General features: G+C 73.4%; 13 protein-coding genes. 11 read left to right on the top strand and 2 right to left on the bottom strand.

What is annotated here, in order from left to right; translation table 11 throughout:
• Positions 1 to 170: 170 nt before the first annotated feature.
• The 10 genes from ACFWJO_RS01905 (at position 171) to ACFWJO_RS01860 (ending at position 22,730) form a co-directional block, all read left to right on the top strand.
• The gene (locus ACFWJO_RS01905) at positions 171 to 8,324 is read left to right on the top strand and encodes an amino acid adenylation domain-containing protein (protein WP_386862879.1); all 8,154 of its coding nucleotides are present in this window, start codon (positions 171 to 173) and stop codon (positions 8,322 to 8,324) included.
• The gene (locus ACFWJO_RS01900; protein ID WP_386862878.1) at positions 8,321 to 10,036 is read left to right on the top strand and encodes a thioester reductase domain-containing protein; all 1,716 of its coding nucleotides are present in this window, start codon (positions 8,321 to 8,323) and stop codon (positions 10,034 to 10,036) included. Before ACFWJO_RS01905 ends, ACFWJO_RS01900 begins: the two co-directional genes overlap by 4 nt.
• Positions 10,036 to 11,229 carry a cytochrome P450 gene (locus tag ACFWJO_RS01895; protein ID WP_386862877.1) on the top strand — a complete coding sequence of 398 codons (1,194 nt, stop codon included), beginning with the start codon at positions 10,036 to 10,038 and terminating at the stop codon, positions 11,227 to 11,229. Before ACFWJO_RS01900 ends, ACFWJO_RS01895 begins: the two co-directional genes overlap by 1 nt.
• A 53-nt stretch (positions 11,230 to 11,282) precedes the next feature.
• The gene (locus ACFWJO_RS01890; RefSeq protein ID WP_386862876.1) at positions 11,283 to 12,854 is read left to right on the top strand and encodes an acyltransferase domain-containing protein; all 1,572 of its coding nucleotides are present in this window, start codon (positions 11,283 to 11,285) and stop codon (positions 12,852 to 12,854) included.
• A gap of 21 nt (positions 12,855 to 12,875) precedes the next feature.
• Positions 12,876 to 18,284 carry an SDR family oxidoreductase gene (locus ACFWJO_RS01885; protein ID WP_386862875.1) on the top strand — a complete coding sequence of 1,803 codons (5,409 nt, stop codon included), beginning with the start codon at positions 12,876 to 12,878 and terminating at the stop codon, positions 18,282 to 18,284.
• Positions 18,285 to 18,352: 68 nt separating this feature from the next.
• Positions 18,353 to 19,954, top strand: coding sequence for an MFS transporter (locus tag ACFWJO_RS01880; protein ID WP_386862874.1), 1,602 nt, complete (start codon positions 18,353 to 18,355; stop codon positions 19,952 to 19,954).
• Between the two features lie 58 nt (positions 19,955 to 20,012).
• Positions 20,013 to 20,633, top strand: a complete 621-nt coding sequence (locus ACFWJO_RS01875; RefSeq protein ID WP_386862873.1) for an NADPH-dependent FMN reductase — start codon at positions 20,013 to 20,015, stop codon at positions 20,631 to 20,633.
• Between the two features lie 11 nt (positions 20,634 to 20,644).
• A complete protein-coding gene (locus ACFWJO_RS01870) occupies positions 20,645 to 21,460 on the top strand; it encodes a thioesterase II family protein (RefSeq protein WP_386862872.1) in 816 nt (271 codons plus the stop codon).
• A complete protein-coding gene (locus ACFWJO_RS01865; RefSeq protein WP_386862871.1) occupies positions 21,457 to 22,191 on the top strand; it encodes a 4'-phosphopantetheinyl transferase family protein in 735 nt (244 codons plus the stop codon). Before ACFWJO_RS01870 ends, ACFWJO_RS01865 begins: the two co-directional genes overlap by 4 nt.
• On the top strand, positions 22,188 to 22,730 hold the full coding sequence (locus ACFWJO_RS01860) for an NADPH-dependent FMN reductase (protein ID WP_386862870.1): 543 nt from the start codon (positions 22,188 to 22,190) through the stop codon (positions 22,728 to 22,730). The genes ACFWJO_RS01865 and ACFWJO_RS01860 overlap by 4 nt, the downstream gene beginning before the upstream one ends.
• Positions 22,731 to 22,785: 55 nt before the next feature.
• Here ACFWJO_RS01860 and ACFWJO_RS01855 read toward each other — a convergent pair whose 3' ends face one another.
• Complete coding sequence (locus ACFWJO_RS01855) at positions 22,786 to 23,649, bottom strand: hypothetical protein (protein ID WP_386862869.1); 864 nt, start codon at positions 23,647 to 23,649, stop codon at positions 22,786 to 22,788.
• 10 nt (positions 23,650 to 23,659) lie between these two features.
• The gene (locus tag ACFWJO_RS01850; protein WP_386862868.1) at positions 23,660 to 23,803 is read right to left on the bottom strand and encodes a hypothetical protein; all 144 of its coding nucleotides are present in this window, start codon (positions 23,801 to 23,803) and stop codon (positions 23,660 to 23,662) included.
• 119 nt (positions 23,804 to 23,922) lie between these two features.
• Here ACFWJO_RS01850 and ACFWJO_RS01845 point away from each other — a divergent pair, with 119 nt between their 5' ends.
• Entirely contained in the window at positions 23,923 to 25,836 is a 1,914-nt protein-coding gene (locus ACFWJO_RS01845; RefSeq protein ID WP_386862867.1) for a ricin-type beta-trefoil lectin domain protein, read from the top strand.
• Positions 25,837 to 25,853 lie beyond the last annotated feature (17 nt).

Raw genomic sequence — 25,853 nt, 5'->3', positions numbered from 1 at the left:
GCTCGCCGACGACGGCCGCGCCGCCACTGTCTCCACTGGCTGCAAGCACTTTGTGCGCACCACTCCTGACCTGCCCCCTGCCGTCGTGCGGCCGGGGCGGCCGGACGCGTGCGCCTTCTTGGAACCGAAAGACGGAGTGACTCGTGAAGAGTTTTGCCGGGCGCTTACCTGTGTCCGCCGCGCAACACGACGTGTGGATCGCCCACCAGATGGATGCCGGCGGCGCCCTCCACAACTGCGGCGGATACGTCGAGATCCGAGGGCGGCTGAACGAGGCGCACCTCGCCGAGGCGGTGAGGCGAGCGGTCGGTGAGACCGATGCGTTACGCGTGAAGTTCGTTGCTGATGAAAAGGGAACGCCCTGGCAGTGGCCGGCCGATGTCGAGGCCCCGCTGCACGTGAAGGACTTCGGCGCGGAGACCGATCCGTTCGGCTCCGCCGAGGAGTGGGTGCGGTCGGACCTGGCCACGCCGGTCGACCTCGCGGAAGACCCGCTGTTCACCCACACCCTGCTCCGGCTGGCCCCGGACCACTTCCTCTTCCACCTCCGTTACCACCACATCGTGCTGGACGGTTACGGCCAGGTTCTCTACTGGCGCAGGCTCGCGCAGATCTACACCGCGCTGGAGCAGGGGACGCCGGTCCGCGAGAAGAGCGCGGGCACGCTGAGCGAACTGCTCGACGAGGAAGCCGCGTACACGGCGTCGCCGGCCCACGAGAGCGACCGCGCCTACTGGCTGGGTAACGCCGGCGACTGGCCCGACCGCATCAGCCTGAGCGACCGGGGCGCCGGGACGACCCGGCCCGCCGAACGGTTCCAGCCCCCCGCCCGGGTCGAGCGGATCGACGAGATGGCCGCCAGGTACGGCGCCCCGTGGTCGGTCGTCGTCCTCGCGGCGACGGCGGCGTACCTGCACCGGGTCACCCAGCAGGACGAGATCGCCGTCGGCCTGCCCGTACGGGCCCGCACCACGCGCACCGCGCTGACGACGCCGGGCATGCTCGCCAACGTCCTGCCGCTGCGTCTCTCCCTGCGCTCCGACATGCACTTCCATGACCTCGTGCACCAGGTCTCCGCCCGGGCGAGCGAGGTGCTCGCCCACCAGCGGTTCCGCGGCGAGGCCCTGCAGCGGGAGCTCCGGCGGACCGGAGCGGCCGACGAACCCCCGGGCGTCGTCGTCAACGTCGTGTCGTTCGACGGCCGGCTGCGCTTCGGCGGCCTCGACGGCACGGTGCGCCAGATCTCCTCGGGACCCGTACGCGACCTCTCGGTCGAGTTCTTCGGCGGCGCCGACGGCGCGGACCTCCTGGTGTCCTTCGACCCCAACCCGGAGCTGCACGACGCCGCGACCGTGTCCGCCCACCGCGACCGGTTCACCGCCTTCCTGGACACCCTCGTCCGGGCCGGCGAACAGCGGCCCCTCGGGGAGATCGAGGTCCTGACGGCCTCCGAACGCTCCCTGCTGGAGGCGGAAGCCGACGCCCACGCACGGGACTTCGACCTCACCCGGCCCCTCCACGAACTCGTCGAGGAGCAGGCCGCGCGGACCCCCGACGCCGTCGCCGCCGAGACGGAGGACGGCTCGCTCACCTACCGCGAGCTCGTCGGCCGGTCCCGGGCGCTCGCCGCCCGCCTCCGCGCCGACGGCGTGGCGGCCGGCCAGGTGGTGGGCGTGTACGACGAGCGCTCGCTCGACCTCGTCGTGGCGCTGCTCGCGGTCATGACGGCCGGAGCCGCCTACGTACCCCTGGACCCCGAACTGCCGGCCTCCCGCGTGGAGTTCCAGATCGAGGACTCCGGCGCACAGGTCGTGCTGACCCGGTCGGACCTCGCCGGGCGCCTCGCCGGCACCGGTGCCCGGGTCCTCGCCGTGGACGAGCTGCTGCCCACGCTGCCCGAGTCCGGGCCGCTGCGGGGCACCGCCACGCCCGAGGACACCGCGTACGTCATCTACACCTCGGGCTCGACCGGCCGGCCCAAGGGCGTCGCCGTACCGCACCGCGGCGTCGTCAACCGGCTCCTGTGGATGCAGGAGGAGTACGGCCTCAGCACGGACGACCGCGTCCTGCAGAAGACGCCGTTCACCTTCGACGTCTCGGTGTGGGAGTTCTTCTGGCCGCTGCTCACCGGCGCCGTGCTCCACCTGGCGGCCCCCGGCGCCCAGCGGGACCCCCGCGCGCTGGCGGACGTCATCCGCAGGCACCGCGTCACCACGGTGCACTTCGTCCCGTCGATGCTCGACCTGTTCCTCGCCGAGCCCACGAGCCGCGACCTGCCGGCCCTGCGCCGGGTCCTCTGCAGCGGCGAGGCCCTCCGCTCCGAGACCGTGGGCCGGTTCTTCGAGCTCCACGGCGACGGCCCCGAACTGCACAACCTCTACGGGCCGACCGAGGCGTCCATCGACGTCACCTACTGGCGGTGCACCCCGGAGGACGCCCACGGGCCGGTGCCGATCGGCCGGGCCGTCGCCAACACCAGCCTGTACGTGCTGGACCGGGAAGGACGGCCGCTGCCGCCCGGCATCGCCGGCGAGCTGCACATCGGCGGCGTCCAGGTCGCCACGGGCTACCTCAACCGCCCCGAACTCACCGCCGCGAGCTTCGTCGACAACCCCTTCGGCCCCGGCAGGCTGTACCGGACCGGGGACCTGGCCGTGCTCCGCGAGGACGGCGTCGTCCTCTACCGCGGCCGGCTCGACCACCAGGTCAAGGTGCACGGATTCCGCATCGAGCCCGGTGAGATCGAGTCCGCGCTGCTCGCTCACCCGGCCGTCGGGCAGGCGGTGGTGACGGCGCCGCTCGGCAGCGACGGACAGCGCCAGCTCGTCGCCCACGTCGTGCCCGAACACGACGCCCCGGAACCGGCGGTGCTGCGGGACTGGCTGCGGGAGCGCCTGCCCGCCTACATGACCCCGGCGCACTTCGTCACCCTCGACGCCCTGCCCCTGCTGTCCAACGGCAAACTGGACCGCAAGGCCCTGCCGATGCCGGAAACCCGGCCGGCCCGCGCCCTGACGCCGCCGGAGACCGCCGAGGAGAAGCTGCTCCACCAGGCGTGGCGCACCGTCCTGGACACCGACGAGATCGGCGTGGACGACTCGTTCTTCGTCCTGGGCGGCGACTCCATGCACGCCATCCGGGTCCGCGCGGAGGTCGAACGCGGCGGCCTCACCTTCGACGTCTCCGACCTGTTCGCCGGGCCGTCCATCCGCGAACTCGCCCGAGCCGTCCGGCCGTCGCGGGAGCGGGACTCCGCCGACCGCCGTCCGTTCGGGCTGCTCTCCGCGGAGGACCGGGAGCTGCTGCCGGACGGGCTCGACGACGCCTACCCGCTCAGCGCCATGCAGGCGGGCATGCTCTACCACGCGGCCTACGCCGAGGACTCCTCGGTGTACCGCGTGGTGACCAGCGCACGGGTGGCGGCCCGCCTCGACCGCGACGCCCTGCGGGCCGCGATCGACGACACCGCCGCCCGCCACCCCTCCCTGCGCTGCTCCTTCGACCTGGCCCGCTACTCCGAGCCCCTGCAGCTCGTGCACAGCCACGTCGAGATCCCGCTGGAGACCGGTCTGGACCTCGCCGGCCTGGACGACTGGGCCCGGCTGCGCGCCGTGACGGACTGGGTCGAGGAGGCCAAGTTCACCCGCTTCGACCCGGAGGTCGCGCCGCTGCTGAAGTTCGTGGCGCATCCCTGCGGCCCCGACGCGTTCGAGCTGTCGGTGATCGAGCACCACGTCGTCCTCGACGGCTGGAGCGACATGCGCATGCTCGAAGAGGTGGCCGACCACTACCGGGCACGCCTCGCCGGCGGGGAACTGTCCCTGCCGCCGGTCCGCTCGGCCTACCGGGACTTCGTGGCCGCCGAGCGCCAGGCCCTGGCGGACGAGCGGACGCGCGACTACTGGACCGGACTGCTGCGCGGCGCCGAGCCCACCCGGCTGGTGCCTCGCGGTGCCACCGGGCAGGAAGGCCCCGACGGCGCACGGCCGGCCGCCAACCACCGGTACGACGTGCCGGTGGACGGCGAGGTGGCCGAGGCCCTGCGCGCCCTCGCCGGACGCGAAGGACTGCCGCTCAAGTCGCTGCTGACCACCGCGCACCTCGCCGTGCTGCGCCTGGTCAGCGGGGACGACGAGGTCCTCACCGGCGTCGTGGCCAACGCCCGGCTGGAGGAGGAGGGCGGCGACGAGACCATCGGCGTCTTCCTGAACACGCTCCCGCTGCGCGTGGACCTGTCCTCCGCGAGCCTCCTGGACACCGCGCGACGGGTCTTCGACCACGAGCGCCGCTCCGCGGCCCACCGCCGCTACCCCTTCGCGCAGATGCAGCACGACGTCGGCGAGGGGCTCCGGCTCGACAGCTACGTCAACTTCATGGACTTCCACCGGGACCGTCACCGGTCGGCGGACGGCCTCATGGCCGTCACGGTGGGCGTCGCGGAGACCAACTACCCGCTGGCCGTCAACTTCCTGATCGACCCCGAGCTGGGCCGGCTGCAGCTCTGGCTCGACTGCGACCTCGCCGTCCTGCCCGAGGAGTTCTGCTCCCGGCTCACCGGCTACTACGAGCGTGCCCTCACGGCCGTCGCCCGGCAGCCCGACGAGCGGCTCACCTCGGTCGACCTCATGACCCCGGCCGAGCACGCCCAGCTGGCCGCGTGGAACGACACCATCGTCGCGTACGACACCGCGGACACGGTCCACGCACAGTTCGAGCGGCAGGTGCTGGCCCACCCGGACGCGATCGCCGTCGCCCACCGCTTCGACGAGGTCAGCTACGCCGAGCTGGACGCCCGAGTGAACCGCCTGGCACACCACCTGCGCGGCCAGGGCGTCGGACGGGGCGACCTGGTGGGCGTGAGCCTGCGACGCGGGATCGACCTCGTCGTCGCCCTGCTCGCGGTGCTCAAGAGCGGCGCCGCGTACGTGCCGATGGACCCGTCGTTCCCCGCCGGACGGCTCTCCGACATCGCCGCCGACGCCGGCATCGGCTGCCTGGTCAAGGGGCCCGGCACGCCCGACGGGATCGCCGCGCCCCGCGTCGTCGACGTCGTCGCGGACGCGAGGAGCATCGGACGCTCGCCCGCGACACCGCCGGGCACCGAGGTGTCCGGCGACGACACCGCGTACGTGATCTACACCTCCGGCTCGACCGGCAAGCCCAAGGGCACCGCCCTCCGGCACCGCAACGCCGTCAACTTCTTCGCCGGCATGGACGAGCGCGTCGGCTGCGACGGCGACGACGTCGTGCTCGCCGTCACCAGCGTCTCCTTCGACATCTCGGTCCTCGAACTGCTCTGGCCGCTCACCCACGGCGCCAAGGTGGTCGTGGCGGGAGAACGCGTCATCGGCAACCTCGTACCGCAGACGGAGGCCAGGGAACGGGCCCTCGGATTCAGCCTCTTCTTCTTCGCCGCCTCCGCGGGGCAGTCCCACCGCGAGGGCTACCAGCTCGTCCTCGACGCGGCCCGCTACGCCGACACCCACGGGTTCGAGGCCGTGTGGACACCCGAGCGGCACTTCCACGAGTTCGGCGGCCTCTACCCGAACCCCTCGGTGATGTCGGCCGCGCTGGCCACCATCACCGACCGGATCGCGCTGCGCTGCGGCAGCGTCGTCTCCCCGCTCCACGACGCGGTGCGCATCGCCGAGGAGTGGTCGCTCGTCGACAACCTCTCGGACGGCCGGGTCGGCCTGGCGTTCGCCGCGGGCTGGAACTCCAACGACTTCGTGCTGCGGCCGGAGAACTTCCCCGTACGCAAGGAGCGGATGACCGAACAACTGGAGGAGTTCCGCAGGCTGTGGCGCGGCGAGCCGGTGCGGCGCGTCGGCGGCAGCGGCGAAACGGTGGACGTACGGATCTTCCCCGCGCCCGTCCAGGACGAGCCGCCGATCTGGCTCACCTCGGTCGGCACCGTGCAGACCTTCGAGAAGGCCGGCGCGTCAGGGGCGAACCTGCTCACCCACCTCTTCGGCCAGAACCCCGACGACCTGGCGGAGAAGATCAAGGCCTACCGGCAGGCCCGGGAAGCCGCCGGGCACACCGGTCCCGGCCAGGTCACCGTCATGGTGCACACGTTCATGTCGGACGACACGGAGCAGGCCAGGCAGCAGGCACGGGAGCCCTTCCGCAACTACCTCCGCAGCTCCACCGAACTGTGGCGCACGCTCTTCGCCTCCACCGGGCAGGACCTGCCGGAGATGGGCGCCGAGGAGCAGATCGACGCCGTGATCGACATGGCGATCAACCGGTACTTCGAGACCTCCGGCCTCTTCGGCTCCCCGGACACCTGCGCCGAGCTCGTCCGCGCGCTGGCCGCCGCCGGCGTCGACGAGATCGCGTGCCTGGTGGACTTCGGCGTCGAGGCGCCGGCCGTCCTCGAGAGCCTCACCTGGGTCGACCGCCTGCGCGACGCCCATGCCACCGAGGTCGCCGAGGGCGCCCACTCCTTCGCCGCGCTCTGCGAGCGGCACGGGGTCACCCTCGTGCAGGGCACGCCCTCGCTGTTCACCGCGGTCGCCGCGGAACCCGCCGCCCTGGATTCCCTGCGGGGCCTGCGCGCCCTGCTGATCGGCGGCGAGGCGTTCCCCTCGGGACTCGCGCGGCGGCTGCTCGAAGCCCTGCCCGACGTGCGGATCCGCAACATGTACGGCCCCACCGAGACGACCATCTGGTCCACGGTGCACGAGCTGGACCCGCGGCGGGACGCGAGCGCCGACACCATCCCCATCGGCCGGCCGATCGCCAACACCGAGGTGCTGGTGGTCGACGGGCGCGGCCGGCCGCTGCCGGTCGGCGTCTCCGGAGAGCTGTGGATCGGCGGCGACGGCGTCGCGGCGGGCTACGTCGGGCGACCGGAGCTGACCGCCGAGCGGTTCGTCACCGGCGCGGACGGCACCGGCCGGTACTACCGGACCGGTGACCGGGTGCGCCGGCGCGCCGACGGCAGCCTGGAGTTCCTCGGCCGGATCGACCGGCAGGTGAAGATCCTCGGCCACCGGGTCGAGCCCGACGAGGTCGAGAGCGTCCTCTCGCGCCACGCACAGCTCGACGCGGTCGCCGTCACGGCGGTCGAGGGAGCCCACGGTACGGAGCTCGTCGCCTACGTGTCCCCCGCGGACTCCCTGTCCGACGCCTCGGTGCAGGATGCGCACGTCCGCCGGTGGGGAGAGGTCTGGGAGAGCGCGTACACCGCCGCCGACGGCAACGGGCCGCAGGACGGCACGGCGCCGGACGGCGCCGCGGAGGACGGAAGCGAGTTCGCCGGCTGGCTCAGCAGCTACACCGGTGATCCCATCCCCGCCCCCGAGATGCGGGAATGGCTGGGACACACCGTCGAACGCATCCGCGCGCTGCGACCCACCGCGGTCGCCGACATCGGCGTCGGCGTCGGCCTCGTGCTCCGGAACCTGGCCGACCAGGTGGGGGAGTACCACGGCGTGGACGTCTCGCCCGCCGCGCTCACCGCCGCGGCCGCCTCCCTGGGGCGCCCGCTCCCCGAGCACGTGCACCTGGAGCAGTCCGGACCCGAGTACCTGGCACGCCTGGCGCCCGGAAGCCTGGACACGGTGGTCGTCAACTCGGTGGCGCAGTACTTCCCCGGGACCGACTACCTGCGCACCGTCCTCACCGACGCCGTGCGCGCCGTACGGCCGGGAGGCGCCGTCTTCGTCGGCGACGTCCGCTCGGTCGAGATGCTGCCCGAGTTCCAGACCGCCGTGACCCTGCACCGGGCAGGACCGCTCCAGACGGTCGAGGAGATCCGGTCCGCGGTCACCCGCAGGCTTCAGGAGGAACGGGAACTGTGCCTGTCCCCGGCCTTCTTCCAGGAGCTCGCGGCCGGACTCGACGGCGTCGGCGAGGTCCGCTTCGAGCTGAAGCGGGGCCTGGCGGACAACGAGCTCTCGCTCTTCCGCTACGACGTCACCCTGCTGGTCGGCGACCGGCCGACGCCCGGCACGCCCGAGCGCCGGCTCTCCTGGAACACGCTCGACGACGGCCTCGGCGGACTGCGGCAGCGGCTGGACGCCGAGCCCGACGGCCTGCTGGTGACCGGCGTCCCCAACCGCAGGCTGCTGCGGACCACCGCCGCCGTGCGCGCCCTGGAGGAGACCGACGCCACGGCCACCGCCTGGGACCTGGAGCGGCTGCTCTGGGACGTCGACGACGAGGCAGGGGTCCATCCGGAGCAGATGTACGACCTCGCCGCCGCACACGGACGACCGGTCAGGGTCCTGGTGCCGCAGGACGGCCGGCTGGACACCTTCGACGTGGCGTTCGGAAGTCCGGTCCCCGCCCACGACGACGCTGAGGACAAGGCATGAGCACGACCCGACGACTCGCCAACGACCCGCTCACCTCGGCCTGGGCGGCCGGACTGCGCTCCTCCCTGCGCGCCTACGCCAGGACGCACCTCCCGGACGCCATGGTCCCGGCGCACTTCGTCGTGCTGCCGGAGCTGCCGAAGCTGCCCAACGGCAAGGTGGACCGCAAGAGTCTGCCTCCGCTGACGGCCGAGGAGACCCCCGAGACCGCCTTCGTCGCGCCCCGCACACCGGTGGAGACGCAGCTCGCCCGGATCTGGCAGGACCTGCTCGGCCTGCCGAAGGTCGGGGTCGAGACCAGCTTCTTCGACCTGGGCGGCGACTCCCTGACGGTGCTCCAGATGACCGCCCAGGTACGGGAGGTCTACGACGTGCGCCTCGACCTCCGCCGGATGTTCGAGGACCCCACCGTCGCCCAGCTCGCGCGGATGGTCAGCTCCCAGGCGGACCCGACGGTGACCGGGGCCGGCAACCCCCGGGGCGTCGCGAGCGAGGCGATGGCGGCCGACGCGGTGCTGCCGGCCGACGTCGTACCCGAGGACGGGGCCCTGCCCGCCACGACGGGCCCGTACCGCACCGTCCTGCTCACCGGCGGCACGGGATACACCGGTGCCTTCCTGCTCCGCGAACTGCTCGACCGCTCGTCCGCGACCGTCCACGTCCTGGTGCGCGCCGAAGGGCCCGAGCAGGCACACGAGCGGGTACGGGGGAACCTGGCCGAGTACGGGCTGCTGCGCGACGGGGACGAGCAGCGCATCGTCGGCGTCCCCGGCGACACCGGGCGCCCCTACCTCGGGCTGACGAAGGCGCTGTACCACCGGCTGGCCGCCGACGTGGAACTGATCATCCACAACGCGGCGATCTCCAGCTGGATCGTTCCCTACGCCAAGATCAAGCCGGTCAACGTGTTCGGCGCCCTGGAGGTGCTGCGGCTCGCCTGCCGCACACGCGTCAAGGCCGTCCACTTCGTCTCCACGATCGGCGTGTACCCCGGGCACGAAGGGCGGCGCAGCTGGGCCGAGACCCGGCTCACCGAGGCCGAGCACGTCGTCGGCGGCTACCGGCAGTCGAAGTGGGTCGCCGACAGCCTGATGCTCCAGGCCCGGGACCGCGGGGTGCCGACCCACGTGTACCGCCTCGGCGCCATCACGGGCTCGCAGACCACCGGCGCCTGCTCGCCCGACACCTTCATCAACCACCTGATCAAGGGCTGCGTCCAGCTGGGCGCGTACCTTGACTACGACCTGCTCCTCGACCTCGTGCCCGTGGACTTCTGCGCGGCCACGGTGGTGCACACCGCGCTCTCCGGAGGCCGCGAGGAAGCCGTCTTCAACGTCCCCAGCGCCGGATCCGTCGGCATGAACGAGATCTTCGAGCTGATCGTGGGCTACGGCTATCCGCTGCGCCGCCTGGACTACCGGAGCTGGTACCGCGAGCTCGCCGCCGCCGTGGAGCGCGGCGAGGAGAACGAACTCGCCGTCTACCTCCCGCTGTTCGGAGCCGACCAGCCGGCCGAGGAGGTCGGCTACCTGGGCAGCAGGCCGGACTTCCGCACCGACAACCTGCGCGCCGCACTCGACGGCTCGGGCATCGAGTGCCGGCCGGTCGACCAGGCGCTGTTCGACCTCTACCTCGACTACTTCGTCTCGTCGGGCTTCCTGCCCGCCCCTGCCGCCGGCACCGCCGGCGCCCAGACCCGGAGGACCGCGTGATGACCGCTCCCGCCGTACCCGCCTTCCCGATGCCGCGCCGGCACCCGCTGGACCCGCCGCCCCGGTACCGCGAACTCAGCGCCGAGCAGCCGGTCTTCCAGGTGCTCACCCCGCGCGGCGAGGCCGTCTGGGTGGTCACCCGCCACGCGGACGCACGCGCCGTGCTCACCGACACCCGGTTCAGCTCGGACCCGAAGACCCCGGGCTACCCCTCCTACATCTCCGGCGACACCCCGATCCCGCCCGGCTTCTTCCTCAACCAGGACGAGCCGGACCACGGCCGGCTGCGCCGCCTGGTGACCCGGGAGTTCCTCATCAGCCAGATGGAGGCGAAGCGGCCGAGGATGAAGGCGATCCTCGACACGCTGCTCGACGAGATGACGCGGGACGGGAACAGCGCCGACCTCGTGAGGCAGCTGGCCCTCCCGATGGCCGCCACCGTGATGTGCGAGCTCCTCGACGTCCCGTACGAGGACCACAAGATCTTCGTGACCCTGACGGACACGATCCTCGACCGCAGCAGCACGCCCGAACAGGCCGAAGGCGCCGCCCGCGAACTCATGGCGTACTTCGACGAGGTGGTCACCGCCCGCAAGCGGCAGCCGACCGACGACATGCTCGGCCGGCTCGTGGCGCAGGAGGAGGCCGGCCGGATCAGCCACGAGGAGTTCGTCGGCCTGGCGGCCCTGCTGATGCTCTCCGGCTACGACACCATGGCCCAGATGATCGGCCTGGGCACGGCCACCCTGCTCGAGCACCCCGACCAGCTCGACGATCTCAAGGCCGACCCGTCGCTCTACCCGCAGGCCATCGAGGAACTGCTCCGCTACCTCTCCATCAACCACGCCGGACTGCCCCGCGCCGCCACCGAGGACCTCACCGTCGGCGGCCAGGAGATCAAGGCCGGGGACGGCGTCCTGGTGATGATCAACGCCGCCAACCGCGACGCGGCGGTCTTCGAGGCGCCCGACACCTTCGACATCCACCGCAAGGACCCGCAGGCCCACGTCGCGTTCGGCCACGGCTTCCACAAGTGCATCGGGCTGACGCTCGCCCGCGTCGAACTCAGCACCGTGTTCGCCGGCCTCTTCGACCGGCTGCCCACGCTCAGGCTCGCCAGTCCGCTGGAGGACCTGCCGTTCCGGCACGACATGGTGCTCTACGGCGTCCGCGGACTGCCCGTCACCTGGTGATCGCCGGTGTCTCCACGCAAGGTCACTCACTTCACGAAGGACGCAAAGGACGCATGATGGTGGAAACGGTCTTCCTCCTGCCCGGCCAGGGGGGTTACACCCCCGGGCTGTTCGCCGGTGACGACTCGCCCGAGGTCCGGGAGGTCCTCGACACGGCCGACCGCATCGCGGCCGAGTTCGGACGCGGCGGCGTCTCGCACCTGCTGACGCACGCCGACGCGCCCTCCGCGGCGGACCTGGTGCGCTCGGACTCCTTCGCCCTGCAGCTCGGCGTGTTCACCGCGGCCGTCGGCAGCTTCCGCATCGCACGGCGCCGGCACACGCCGGACGTCGTGGTCGGGCACAGCATGGGGGAGATCGCCGCGCTGACGGTGGCCGGCGCCTTCGGCCTGGCCGACGGGGCGCGCCTGGTGTGCCACCGCTCGGAGGCCCTCCTGGCCCACTGCCCGTCGGAGGGCGGCATGGTGGCCCTGGAACTGCCCGCGGGCCGCGCGGCACACCTCGTGGGCGCCGTCGCCGACCGGCGACTGGCCGTCGCCGTGTCCAACGCGCCGCGCCAGACGGTCGTGGCGGGACCCGACGAGGCCGTCGCGGTCGTGGCGCGCCTCGCCGCGGCGCTGGGCGTTCAGGCGACCCGCCTGAACGCGCCGTTCCCCTTCCACAGCCCGATGCTCGCGGTCGCCGCCGAGGCCTTCGGCGAAGCGATCACCGGAATCCGGCAGCACCCGCTGCGGGCACCGGTGTACTCGCCGGTGGCCGGCGGATACCTCCAGGACGACACCGACCTCAAGGCACTGCTCGTCCGGCAGCTCACCACTCCGGTGCGGTTCATGGCGGCGGTGCGCGAGCTCCACGCCGACGGTGCGCAGCGCTTCGTGGAGTGCGGCCGGGCCGGGCTGTCCGGACTCGTCCGGCGCAGCGTGCCGGAGGTCGACACCACCCGTACCGCCGAGGCGCGGGGCGCCGACGCCGCGCCGGCACCGGTGACCGGGGCGACTCCCGTCCCGGCGCCGGCGTCGACGCCGACTCCCGTGGAGACGGCGCCTGTTGCGTCCGGTGTGAGTGTGCTGGACGAGTTGCGTGAGCTGTACGCGTCGGTGCTCGGGTATCCGGTGGAGGTGATCACCGGTGATGCAGATCTGGAGGCGGATCTGGGGATCGATTCGCTGAAGCGCGCGGAGATGCTGGGGAAGGTGTCGGCGCACTTCGGTCTGGGGGAGTCGGCGGTTGACGGTCGCTTCGTCGCCCAGCCCACGCTCGCCGACCTGGCGGCCCTGATAGCCGAGGTCCGGGGCGGCGCGGCTCCCGAGCCCCGGGCGACGCCGGCTCCGGCGCCGGTGCCGACTCCCGTACAGGCGGCGCCTGTCGCGTCCGGTGTGAGTGTGCTGGACGAGTTGCGTGAGCTGTACGCGTCGGTGCTCGGGTATCCGGTGGAGGTGATCACCGGTGATGCCGATCTGGAGGCGGATCTGGGGATCGATTCGCTGAAGCGCGCGGAGATGCTGGGGAAGGTGTCGGCGCACTTCGGTCTGGGGGAGTCGGCCGTCGACGGTCGCTTCGTCGCCCAGCCCACCCTCGCCGACCTGGCCGACCTCATCACCGCCGTCCAGCCGTCCGCGCGCTGATCTACGACAACGGGAGCCAGCATGTCCCTCGACCTCTCCGGCCGCACCGTCCTGGTCACCGGTGCCGGCGGATCACTCGGCACGTCCGTGACCCGGCGGCTCACCCGGCTCGGTGCGCGCGTCGTGACCTGCGACGCGTACGACGCGCCCCGCGTCCGGGCAGCGCTCGACCGGACCGGCGGCGGGCCGGGCGCGATCCACGCGCTCGTGAACGCCGTGGCCGGTGAGGAGGGACTGCGCGACGCCCGCGAGGCGACGGCCGCGGCCGTCGCCCTCATGACGCCGCAGGGGCCCGGTGCGATCGTGCACGTGGTCACGGACCCCCCGGCGCAGGAAGCGGTGGCCGGCCTCGTGCGCGATCCCGGCGCCTCGACCCGGGACGGCGTCCGCGTCAACGCCGTGGTGCTGCGCGAGGACGCCGAGCCGGCGGCGGAGGGCGTCGCGGAGCTCGTCGGGTTCCTGGTGTCCGACGACGCGTCGTCCGTCGACGGCAGGACGCTGCTCGTGAGCGGGCCGCCCGCCGGAACGGCGCCCGCCGACGACGCGGTCGTCGTCGTGGGCATGGGCCTCGCCCTCCCGGGGGCGAGTTCCCCCGAGCAGTTCTGGGAGCTCCTGACGAGCGGCGAGCCGGTCTTCGGAGAGCCCGGCGACCGGTTGGACATCGACGGCGTCTGGTCGGCCGACGACACCGCCGAGGACAAGACCTACTCGCGCGTGTCCGGCTTCATGACCGGCTTCGAACCCCACCCGCGCCTGCGGGAGGAACTCGAGTCCGGGGCCTTCGACGGCGAGGAGTACACGGCCCTGTGGCTGCGCCACTCCCTGCTCGGCGCCACCGAGAAGGTCACCGTCCGGCCCGGCGACCGCCAGCTGTTCGCGGTCGGCCTCACCCCCGACGGCAGCCACCACCTCGAGCACACCCTGGTCTCGGCCGGGGTGCGGAAGATCCTGGCCGACGCGGGCGCCAAGGTGCCGGACGAGATCGACACGATGTTCCCGCTGGCCTCCGGATCCCCGGAGGACGTACTGCCGTACCGCATCGCCCGCACGGCCGCCGCCGGCCTCCCCGACTCGGCGGAGATCGTCGTGGTCGACACCGCCTGCTCCTCCTCCCTCTACACCGTCGACCTGGGAGTCCGGGCGCTGCGCGCCGGCGAGACGGACGTGGCCCTGTGCGGCGGGGCCTTCGCGCTCAGCGCCCAGAACCTGGTGCTGTTCTCCAAGCTCCGCGGCCTCTCCCGGTCCGGCCGGGTGCGCTCCCTGGACCGGGGCGCCGACGGCGTGCTGTTCAGCGACGGAGCCGCGGTCCTCGCCCTGAAGACCTACGCCAGGGCGATCGCCGACGGCGATCCCGTCCTCGGGTTCGTCGCGGGCTTCGGCGGATCGTCCGACGGGCGGGGCAAGGCCATCTACGCCCCCAACGCCGCGGGCCAGACGATCGCCCTCGACCGGGCCTGGCGCTCCGCCGGCGTCACCTCCGAGGACGTGGACTGGATCGTCGCGCACGCCACCGGTACGCCGACCGGTGACCGTACGGAGATGAGCGCGCTGACCCGGAGCGCGGGCCCGGACAAGACGTGGACCATGACGTCCAACAAGTCCCTGGTCGGACACACCGGCTGGGCGGCGGGAGCGGTGTCGGCGATCCACGCCCTCCTCGCCATGCGGCACGAGGTCATCCCCGCCCAGCGGCAGTTCGACGAGCTTCCCGAGGGAATGTCGACGGCCGTGCACGTGCCGGTCGACGACGTGCCGTGGGCCGCCACCGGCGATCGCCCGCGCACCGTCGGCGTGTCGGCCATGGGCTTCGGCGGCACCAACGGCCACCTCGTCCTCACGGACCGGCCTCCGGCCCGCCGCGCGGACTCCGCCGGCCGGCCGGCGAGCACCGAGGACGACCCGGTGGTCGTGGTGGCCGCGGGCACACACCTGCCCGGCGAGCCGGACGAGGAGCGGGTCGGCCGCTGGCTCGCCGGAGGCGCCGCCGACTGGCCGGCGTCCTTCGGCGAGACCTACCCCCTGCCCTCGCCCGTGGAGGTCCGGCTGGCACCCTCCGCGATCGCCGCCATGGACCGCAGCCAGCTGATGGCCCTGCGGTGCGCGGACCTCCTCGCCGGCGACTGGGCGAAGAACGGGGAACTGGCCGCGCGCACCGGCGTGCTCGTCGGCCACAGCGGGCCGACCCGGGCCGCCCTCGCGTCCGACCTGCGCTGCTACCGCGAGGACCTGCTCCGCAGGCTGACCGGGCCCGCGGGCATCGCCCCCCGGACCCTGGACGACGCGGTGCGCGGCATGTCCCGGCCCGTCAACGAGGACGCCTATCCGGGGCTCATGCCCAACGTCATCGCGGCCCGGGTGGTGCAGCGCCTCGACCTCCACGGGCCGAACATGACGCTCGACGCCGGTCGGGACTCCACCACCTCGGCGCTTGCCACCGCCATCCGCTACCTGCGCGACGGCGAGATGGACCTGGCCCTCGTCATCGGCGTCAACGCCACCACGGACCACGTCCCCACCCACGGCAGCGAGGAGAACGCGGAAGCCGCCATCGGCTTCGTCCTGACCCGGCAGAGCGTCGCCCGGGAACACGGTATGACCGTCCTCGGCCGGGTGGGGCTCGCGACGGCCGGCGTACCCGTCGAGGCCGGAGCCGACGAGCGGCCGCGGGAACGCAACCACCGTGGCGCCGAGGGCGCCGTGGCGCTGCTGCACGCCCTGCGCTCCCCGCGGCACCGGACGGTCATCAGGCCGCTCGAGGACGACCACACGCCCGCCGTCGTGGTGACTCCCCAGCGGCCGGCCGCCGCCGAGGCCGAGGCCGCCGCCGCGGACCGGGCGGACAACGCGGAAGGGACCGACGGTGCGGACCGGGCCGACAGCGCGGAGAACGGCGGCTCGCTGAGCGGTCACCTCGCGCGGCACGCCCTCGTCCTGCGTCCCGTCCCCGTCCGGAACGTCCGCCCCCGCGTCGCGGCGCTCCCCGCCGGAAGCCTGGTGCTGACCGACGAGCCGGGCGCCCTGAAGGACGTCGGGATGCCGGCGGACTGCCTGGTCGTCGCCCCCCGGACCGCGCCGGGCGACACCACGCTGCCGTTCCCGGTGGTCCGCCTCGACGAGCCGGAGGACCTGGAGCGGCTGCTGACCACGGACGGCCGGTCGTTCGGCCAGATCCGCGTAGTCCTCTCCGGTTCGCGCGCCACCACGTCCGGCCGGGACGTGGCCCAGCGCGTCCTGGACCTCCACGACCTGGCGTTCCTGGCGGCCAAGCACCACGCCACGGCACTCGACGACGGCGGCTGCCTCGCGGTGCTCGCACTGGGCGCCATGGACGGCACGACTCCCGTCCCGGCCGCCGGCCTGTTCGGCGGCCTGGTACGCAGCCTGTCCCAGGAGCTGACCGGCTGCCTGGTGTTCGCCCTGGTCGTGGACGGCGAGGACGCGGCGGCGGGCCTGGCCCGGCTGTCCGAGGAGTCGGCCGCACACCGCCACGTCCCGGTCGCCTACGAGACGGGCGGCGTACGGCACGAGCTCATGCTGCTGCCGGTCGAGGCGCCGCGGGACGACACATCCCTCCGCCTGCCGGACGACCCGGTGATCGTGGCCACCGGCGGGGCCCGCGGACTCACCGCCCACCTGGTGCACGAGCTCGTGGCCGACCGCGCACCGCGCGCCGTCTGGCTGCTCGGCACCGGCCCCGCGCCCGACCCCTCCGCGACGGCCCTGGCCCGCCTGCCGCGGGCCGAGGCCCTGCGCGAGCTGATGACGCGGCACCCGGACGAGACGCCCGCCGTGCTCAGCCGCCGCTACGACCGGGCCGTCCAGCAGCTCGAACGCGCGGGCACGCTCCAGGAGCTGGAACGCTCCTGCGGCGCGGCGCGGGTCCACTACCGGCAGTGCGACGTCCTCGACGAGGCGGCCGTCCGCACGGTGATCGACGAGATCCTGGCCGAGGAGGGCCGGGTGGACGTGCTGGTGCACGGCGCCGGCCTGGCCCGCTCCGCCGGCATCGCCCGCAAGAAGCTCGCCGACTTCCGTGCCGTACGGGACGTCAAGGTCCGCGGATACGCGCACCTGCGGGCCGCTCTCGCGAACCGGCGCCCCGCGCTCTGGTGCAGCGTCAGCTCCGTCTCCGCGTTCACCGGACTGCGCGGCGAACCCGACTACGGCGCGGCCAACGAGTACCTGCTGCTCGCCGCCGCGCACGCCCGCGCGACCGAGGGCGCGGACGAGGTCGCCCTGGCCTCCGGGCTGTGGGTCGAGTCCGGCATGGCCTCGGCGGACACCCCGAGCGGTGCCTTCCTGGCCCGCCAGGGCGAGATCGGCCAGCTGACCGACGCCCAGGGCCGGGAGTTCTTCCGCACCGAGCTCCGCGGCCGCGGCAGCCACGGACTGGCCACCACCTGGATCGGCGACGCGGACTGGACGACCCTGCAGCGCAGGGCTCCCGGGTTCCGCGCGGCCTGCGAGGAAGAGGCCCGAAGAGCCCCGGAACCGGCGCGCACGCCGGCACCGGCCGCCACCCGGCGCGCGTTCCTGACCCGTTCCCCGGAGCGCGACGGCACCTCGGCCACGTGGACGGTCGAGGTGGACCTCGACGAGCACCCGTACCTCCTGGAGCACCTGGTCGACGGCCGGCCGACCGTGCCCGGCACCTTCATCCTGGAGATGGCGGCCGAGGCCGCGGCCGAGCTGGCCCCGGGCATGGTCCCGGCGCGGATCACCGACGTCGTCCTGTCCCAGTTCATCCGGGCGGCCCGGCACCGCTGGCCGCGGACCCTGTGCGTCTCGGCCGTACGCGACGGCGACCGGGTCGCCGTACGCATCACGTCACCCGCCGCCGCCCCCGTACCCGAGCGCGAGCACTCGCGCATGGTGGTGCACCTGGCCCGGACGCTGCCCGACGGGCCGTGGTGCCCGCCCGCCCCGGCCGACGGCACCGACGCCCCCAACACGTACGAACTGCCCGGCACACCGGTCCAGTTGAGCGGGGTGTTCGGAGCGCTGCGCCGTCCCCTGCTGACCGCCGACGGCGGCTCCGCCGAGCTGCGTCTCGCCCTTCCGCCGGGCGGCGGCGTGCACTCCCGCTTCCTCCTGCCGAGCGTCGCCCTCGACTGCCTGCTGCGCACCTCCGTGCTCGACGGCAGGCAGCCGGGGGAGGTGCCCGTGATGGTGCCCACGGCGCTGGCCTCCGTGGACCTGTACACCCCGGCCAACGACGTGGACCTGGCCGCAGGCCGGCCGGACGGACCGGTGCTCCGCCACTGGTTCGACCCCGCGTCCGGCGAGGAGCGCTGCGCCCTGGTCGGACCGGACGGCCGCGCCCTCGTCCAGGTGACCGGCATCCGGGGAGCGGAGCTGGGCCGGTACGACCCGGGAGCGCGGACCTGGCGTGCCGGGGCCGCACCGAGCCGCACGGGCGCGCCCGTGTGACCTCGGTGAGTTCGCAAGAGACCGACAACAGCGGCACCCAGGTGCCGCGGAGCAACGAGGAGAACGTGATGTCAGCCGAAGCAGCCGTCGGCACTCAGGCGGAGAACGGGCCGCCGGCCGACCGCGCCCGGGCATGGACCCTGGCGCTGGCCTCGGTCGCGATGTTCATGCTGATGCTCGACGTGACCGTGGTCAACGTCGCGCTGCAGGACCTGCGGACCTCGCTCGGGGCGGACTTCTCCGACCTGCAGTGGGTGATCGACTCGTACACCCTGACCCTGGCGGCCTTCCTCCTGACCGGCGGCTCGCTCGCCGACCGGCTCGGCCGCAAGCGGGTCTTCAACGCGGGCCTGGTCCTCTTCACGCTGTCCTCGCTGGCCGCGGGCCTGGCGCAGAGCGTCCTCGCGCTCAACGTGGCCCGTGGCGTCCAGGGCGTCGGTGCCGCGGTCCTGTTCTCCGTCGGGCCCGCCCTGATCGGCAACGAGTACCGCGGCGCCGACCGGGGCAAGGCGTTCGGCCTCTTCGGCGGCATCGCCGGTCTCGCCCTCGCCTTCGGGCCGCTGGTCGGCGGCTTCCTGACCGACGCCCTCAGCTGGCGCTGGATCTTCCTGATCAACGTGCCGATCGGGGCCGTGACCCTGATCGTGGGCGCCCTCCGGCTGCGGGAGTCGCGGGAACCGGCCGCCCACGGCATCGACTGGCTCGGCATGCTGAGCTTCGGCATCGGCCTCACCCTGCTCGTGCTCGGCTTCCTGCGGGGAGAGTCCTCCGGCTGGACCAGCGCGCCCATCCTCGGGGCGTTCGCGGCCGGCGTCGTCCTGCTCGTCCTCTTCGTCGTCATCGAGAAGGCGCGCGGCGAACGGGCCATGTTCGACCTCTCCCTGATGCGCACGCCCACCTTCGCCGGAGTGTGCCTGGCCACGCTGCTGTCCAACGCGACCAGCCTCGCCGCCGTCTTCCTCCAGATCTCCTACGTGCAGAACGTCCTGGGCTACTCGCCCTGGGAGACCGGTCTGCGCTTCATGCCGATGATGCTCACCCTCTTCGTCGTCGCCGGCGTCACCGGGGGCCTGCTCGCCAAGGTGGCGCCCGGCGTGCTGATCGGTCTGTCCATCGGCTTCATCGCGGCCGGCATGGGCCTGATGGTGCTCGTCGGCCCCGGCGACTCCTGGACGGCGATGCTGCCCAGCATGATCGTCACGGGCATCGGCATGGGCCTGTTCAACCCGCCGCGTGCGGCGGTCACCATCGGCGTGGTGCGGCCCGAGAAGGCCGGCATGGCCTCCGGCATGGGCGAGACCTTCCAGCAGGTCGGCGTCGCGGTCGGCGTGGCCGCCTTCGGCGCGCTCTTCCACCACAAGGTGGTCGACGACTTCGCCTCCTCGGCCGCGGGCACGGCGCTGGGCGGCAAGGCCGAGGCGGTGGGGCAGCAGGTCGCGACCGGCGGCACCTCGGGACTGGCGGACACCGTGTCCGCGTCCGTCCTCGACCACGTGACGGCGGCGGCCCGCTCCGTCTTCGTCGGCTCCCTCGCCGACGTCATGGTCGTCTGCGCCGCGGTGGCGGCCGTCGGCGCGGCCATCGCCTTCTTCACCATCCGCAGCCGTGACCTGCACGAGAGCGCGCGCGGCGAGGCCGTGGAACCGAGCCCGGCGAAGGCGACCGCCTGACCGAGGCGTTCGCACGCAGCACCCGTGACACCGGCGAGAGGAAGTGGGGCGAATCCCTATGCAGCAGACCGTGAAGGTGGTCGGGATCGGGGGTTCGCCCCGGCCGGACTCGACGGCCGAGCGGGCCCTCCGCGCCGTCCTGGCCGAAGCGGAACGACAGGGGGCGGAGGTGTCGTTGATCGGCGGCGCCGAGCTGGTGATGCCGCTCTACGACCCGCGCGACGAGCTCCGCTCGGCGCGGGCGCTCCGACTGGTGGCCGAGATAGCCGGCGCGGACGGTCTCGTCCTCGCCAGCCCCGCCTACCACGGGAGCATCTCGGGACTCGTCAAGAACGCCCTCGACCACGTCGAGGAGCTGCGCGAGGACCCTCGCCCGTACTTCAGCGGGCGGGCCGTCGGCAGCGTCGCCGTCGCCCAGGGCTGGCAGGGCGGTGTGTCCACGCTCGCCGCACTCCGCGACGTGACCCACGCCCTGCGCGGCTGGCCCACCCCGCTCGGCGTCGTGGTGAACACCGAGACGACCCGTTTCGGCCCCGACGGCGAGTGCGGAGATCCGCGCGTGCGGGGGCAGCTGGCGACCATGGCCGCGCAGGTCGTGGACTTCGCCCGGATGAACCTCCGCGCGCCGGCGGCGCGGGAGGCCGCCGGCGTCGAGGTCCTGGCGCCGGCGGGGAAGTGAGGACGCCCGTGGTGACCCGCCTGGCCACCCGGCCGACCAGGCGTCCGCTGGCACACGGAGCCGTGACCTGCCCCCGGCCCGTGCCGGGGGCGGCGCTGCGGCTGTTCCTGTTCCACCACGCCGGCGGCTCGCACCTCCTCTACAAGGACTGGGAGCACGAGTTCCCGGCCGACTGGGAGGTGTGCCTCCTCGACGCCCCCGGCCGGGGACGCCTGAGCGGCGTTCCCCTGATCGACGACAGCGACGAGCTGGCGGCCTTCTTCGCCAGGGAGCTCCTGCCGTGGACGGACCGGCCGTTCGCCTTCTTCGGGCACAGCATGGGAGCCCTGGTCGCGTACGAACTGACGCGCCGCCTGACGGCCGACGGACGCCCCCTGCCCGTGTGGCTGGGCCTGTCCGCCTGCGGTGCGCCCCAGGCCGCTCGCGACCCGGGGAAGCCGAGCGCGCGCCACCTGCTCACCGACGGCGAGCTCAGGGACTGGCTGCGGTCGGTCGGCGGCACACCTGACGCGGTGCTCGACGAGGACGCGACGTGGCGCCACTTCGGTCCGGTGTTCCGCAGCGACTTCGCCCTCGTCGACACCTGGCGGCCGGCGGCCGACGCCGCACCGCTGCGGACCGCGGTCTCCGCGTTCGGCGGTGCGGACGACCCCGTGGTCGGGCGGGAGCGCCTGGCCGCCTGGGCGGGCCGTACGGAACGCTTCCTGGGCCTGAACATGTTCGACGGCGGCCACTTCTACCTCGCGGACCACCGCCGGCCGCTCACCCGGCGCATCACCGCGGCGGTCGCCGCGGCGCGCCGCACGACGCGGGGCCACCTCGCGTGACGGCGGCCGAGGCCTTCGTCTGGACGGTGCCGCTGCCCGCCACGGCGCGCGCGAGCGACCTCGCCCTGCTCGACGACGCCGAACGCGCCAGGGCCGACCGCTACGTACGGGCCCGGGACAGGGCGTCCTTCGTCGCCGGACGGGCCGCCCTGCGGCGCGTGCTCGCGGAGCACCTGGGCGTCGGAGCCACCGCGATCGTCTGGGGGCGCGGTCCCTGCCCGGGATGCGGCAGCGACCGCCACGGGCCGCCGCGGATCGTCGAACCCCCGGCGTCCCCGGCCTTCGGCTTCTCCCGCTCCGGCCCGTTCGCGCTGGTGGCCGTGTCGCCGTCCGGGCCGGTGGGCGTGGACGTCGAGGCGCTGCGCCCGCTCGACGTGCGGGAGACGGCCGGTCAGTGCCTCTCCCCGACGGAGGCGGCGTACGTCCTCGGACTCGCGCCGGGGGAGCGGCTGAGAGCCTTCCACCGCGCCTGGGTCCGCAAGGAGGCGGTGACCAAGGCGGTCGGCGTCGGCATCGCGACGGACCTGAGGGCCGTCGACGTCAGCCCCGACCGTCCCGGGACCGTCGAGGTCCGCTGCGACGCGGGAACGGGACCGGGCTCCTGGACGGTGACGGACCTCGACGTCGGTGCGGAAGCGGTCGCCGCGCTGGCCCTTCCGGGAACGACGGGACAGCCCGCGATCCATGCGCGATGCTGGGGAACGCTTGAAAGCAGGAAAGGAATCAGATGAAATTCGTCGCCTTATCCGGGAGCCTGCGGGCCAGGTCGCTCAACACCGCGGTGGTGCGCACGGTCGCCGACCTGTGTCTGCCACCGGTCTCGATGACGGTCTACGAGGGCCTGGGGGAGCTGCCGTTCTTCAACCAGGACGTGGAGAGCGAGTGCCCGCCGCCCGAGGTCATGGCCTTCCGCGCACTGCTCGCGTCCGCCGACGCGGTGCTCATCTCCAGCCCGGAGTACGCGCACGGCACCTCGGGCGTCCTGAAGAACGGCCTGGAGTGGGTGGTCGGCGGCGGAGAACTCGTGGACAAGCCCGTCGCCGTGGTCACCGCCTCGCCGTCGATGACCGGCGGGGACAGGGCCCAGGCCTGGGTGAAGGAGACCCTGGAGGTGATGGGCGCCCACGTCCTCCCGGAGTCGCTTCCCATCCCGCTGGCGGGTGCCAAGATCGCCGACGGCCGGGTCCACGACGAGGCGACCCTGGGCGCCCTGAAGGACGTCCTGGCGGCGATGGCCCGGGCGGCGAAGGAGCAGGGCTCCGAGGCGTGAGCCCGCGGCCCCTGAACGCACCGGTCTCCCCGGTGCGTTCGGGGGCCGCGGCGTGTCAGCGCTTGCCGATGTCCCTGAGCGGCAGTCCCCCGTTCGCGAGGACCACCTTGGAGAAGGCGCCGGCCAGCTCCGTGAGCCGTCGGGTGCCCTCCGCCCCCAGGTGCGCGTAGGGCGCCAGGTCCAGGCGGTCGGTCTCGGCCTCGACGGCCCGGCGCAGCTCCGCGCCCTGACCGGTCAGTTCGCCCTCGGCGTCGAGGATCCCGCGCTCCACCAGCCGCTGCCGGGCCGCCGCCCACTCGTCCGGCGACCAGCCGCGCGCGGACTGCAGGTATCCGGGCCGCCAGTTCGTCCCGGTGGCGGTGTGGGAGACCAGGGCCTCGAGGCCGTCGAGACCGGCCGCGGTGAGCGCCACGACGTGTCCGTCGCCGCGGTGTTCGCGCAGCAGCGTCGCGGCGTGCCACAGGGCCAGGTGCGGCGCCTCGGGCACCGGCAGGTCGGCGTTGGCCGAGTACAGGGGCCGGCCGGGCCGGCGGCACCCTTCGGCCGCCCGGAGAGCCAGCCCGGCGGCCTCCGCCATCTCGGGGGACGTCAGCGCCTCGCGTCCGAGGAGCCGGGTGAGGTACGCGTCCGTGATCCGCAGCCGGGTCTTCAGGACGGCTGCGGGGGACGTGACGTCCCAGGCGCGGGGAAGGTGCCGCGCGACGAGGTCCGGGTGGAAGTTGTAGAAGGCCGCAGTGACCACTCCGGAGCCGACCGCCCCGAAAGGCGCGGCACGCCCGGCCAGGTAGGCCATGGGACCGGCCTCCAGACCGAGTCCGGCGAAGGCCTCGTCGTGCTCGGGCGAGAAGTAGTACGCCGCGTGGATGGGATGGTGTGCGTTGTAGCAGCGCCGTGCTTCGCGCGGGGATATCGCCGTCATGGCACCCACGCTACGTGGCGGAGCCGTCGCCCGGCCCGTAGTCGTCCAGGTCGCCTGCCCCGGGCCCGCCGCGCGCAGGCGCCACCGGTGCCGCGGTCCCGCCGAACTCGTCGCCCGGGTTCGGGAGTTGTACGCGCGAGGGCTTGACGGGCATCGGCCGTCTCCATAACTTCACACCTTGAAAAAAGCCTTGTCGTGTCGCGGGACGCAGGGCGGTCCGGGCCTGCCGGACCGCCGTGGCGACACGGCACCCCCCACCCGAAAGGCTGTCAGGTGCATTACAAGTCTTGGTTTCCCGCGCGCCGCGGCGGGCGGCGCCCCCGCCGCCTCGCCACCCTCCTCACCGGCGCCCTCCTCGCCGGCGGCCTGGTCACCGCCGGATCCGGCGCCGCCCAGGCCGCCGGCGAGCGGGTGGACGTGTGGCTGACCACCACCTCCGACTCGGGGGGCCGTGCCGTCACGCGCGGGCTCGCCCCTCAGACACCGATCGCCTTCGGCCCCGCCGGCGGCAGCGCGAACCACACCATCACCGTGGACGAGACCACCACCTACCAGCAGTTCGAGGGCGGCGGCGCGTCCATCACCGACACCACCGCCCACCTCCTGCGCGGCGGGGCCGTCAGCGCCGCCACCCGCGACGAGGTCATGCGCCGGCTGTTCTCGCCGACCGAAGGCATCGGGCTCTCCTTCGTCCGCAACCCGATCGGCGCCTCCGACCTCTCCCGGCCCGGCAACGTCTCCCTCGACGACACGTGCTGCGACCTCTCCGACTTCGGGACCAACGGCTACGACACGAACGTGCGCCTGCTGACCGCCCAGGCCAAGCAGCTCAACCCGACCCTCCGGGTCAAGGGCGTCCCGTGGAGCGCCCCGGGATGGATGAAGGACAACGGCCGGATGGACCAGATGGGCTGGCTGAAGTGGGAGTACTACCCGCTCTACGCCCAGTACCTGGTGAAGTACGTCCAGAGCTACCAGGCGGCCGGGGTCAAGGTCGACTACCTCTCCGTCCAGAACGAGCCGAACTGCTGCCAGGCCGGCAACCCCACCGCCATGAACTACCCCGGCATGAGCTGGAACCCCTCCGGCCTGGTCGAGTTCACCAAGAACCACGTCTACCCGGCCTTCCGCGCCGCCGGCCTCACCACCAGGATCCTCGTGCACGACTGGAACTACGGCGACTACGCGAACTTCGGCGCGGCCGTGCTCGACGACGCCGGCGTGCGCGACGACCCCCTCTTCGGCGGGATCGCCTGGCACGGCTACTTCGGCGACCCGGCCGTCGGCAGCCAGGTCCACGCCCGGTACCCGTCCGTGCGGCAGTTCAGCACCGAGCACTCCGGCGGCACCTGGATCACGAACCAGCACGACGAGGACCTGAAGGACATCGTCACCTACGCCCGCAACTGGAGCAGCAGCCTGGTGAAGTGGAGCCTGGCCCTCAACCAGGACATGGGTCCGCACAACGGCGGCTGCGGCACCTGCACCGGACTGATCACCGTCCAGGAGGGCGGCGCGCGCGCCGGACAGGTCGACTACACGATCGAGTACTACACGACCGGTCACCTCACGAAGTTCGTCCGGCCCGGCGCGTACCGGATCGCCTCGACCGACGACCCCGCCCTGCCCAACGTCGCCTGGCGCAACCCGGACGGGTCCAAGGCGCTCATCGCCCACAACGGCGGCACCTCCGCCCGGTCCGTCCGGGTCGACTGGGGCGGCCAGTCCTTCACGTACACCCTGCCCGCCCGCACCACCGCGACCTTCACCTGGGCGGGCACGCCCGGCGGCACCGCCCCCACCGGACCGCTGACGGGTCTGGCAGGCAAGTGCCTCGACGTGGCCGGCGCGGCCACCGCGGACGGCACCCCGGTCCAGCTCTACACCTGCAACGGGACCACCGCACAGCGCTGGACGCTCGCCGCAGACGGCAGCGTCCGGGCCCTCGGCAAGTGCCTCGACGCCACCGGGGGCGGCACCGCCGACGGCACCAAGGTGCAGCTCTACACCTGCAACGGAACCGGCGCGCAACGCTGGTCGTACAACCCCACGACGCACGACGTCGTCAACACGGCCGCCGACAAGTGCCTGGACGTCACGGGCAACTCGTCGGCCGACGGCACCCGCGCCCAGATCTGGACCTGCACGGGCGGCGCCAACCAGAAGTGGACCCACCAGCCCTCCTGACCGGGACGCAGGCCGGG

It is taken from the genome of Streptomyces sp. NPDC127092 (genome assembly GCF_042722475.1).
In the GTDB taxonomy this organism is placed as follows: domain Bacteria; phylum Actinomycetota; class Actinomycetes; order Streptomycetales; family Streptomycetaceae; genus Streptomyces.
The sequence above is the reverse complement of the archived record's forward strand: the minus strand, read 5'-3'. Positions and strand labels throughout refer to the sequence as shown.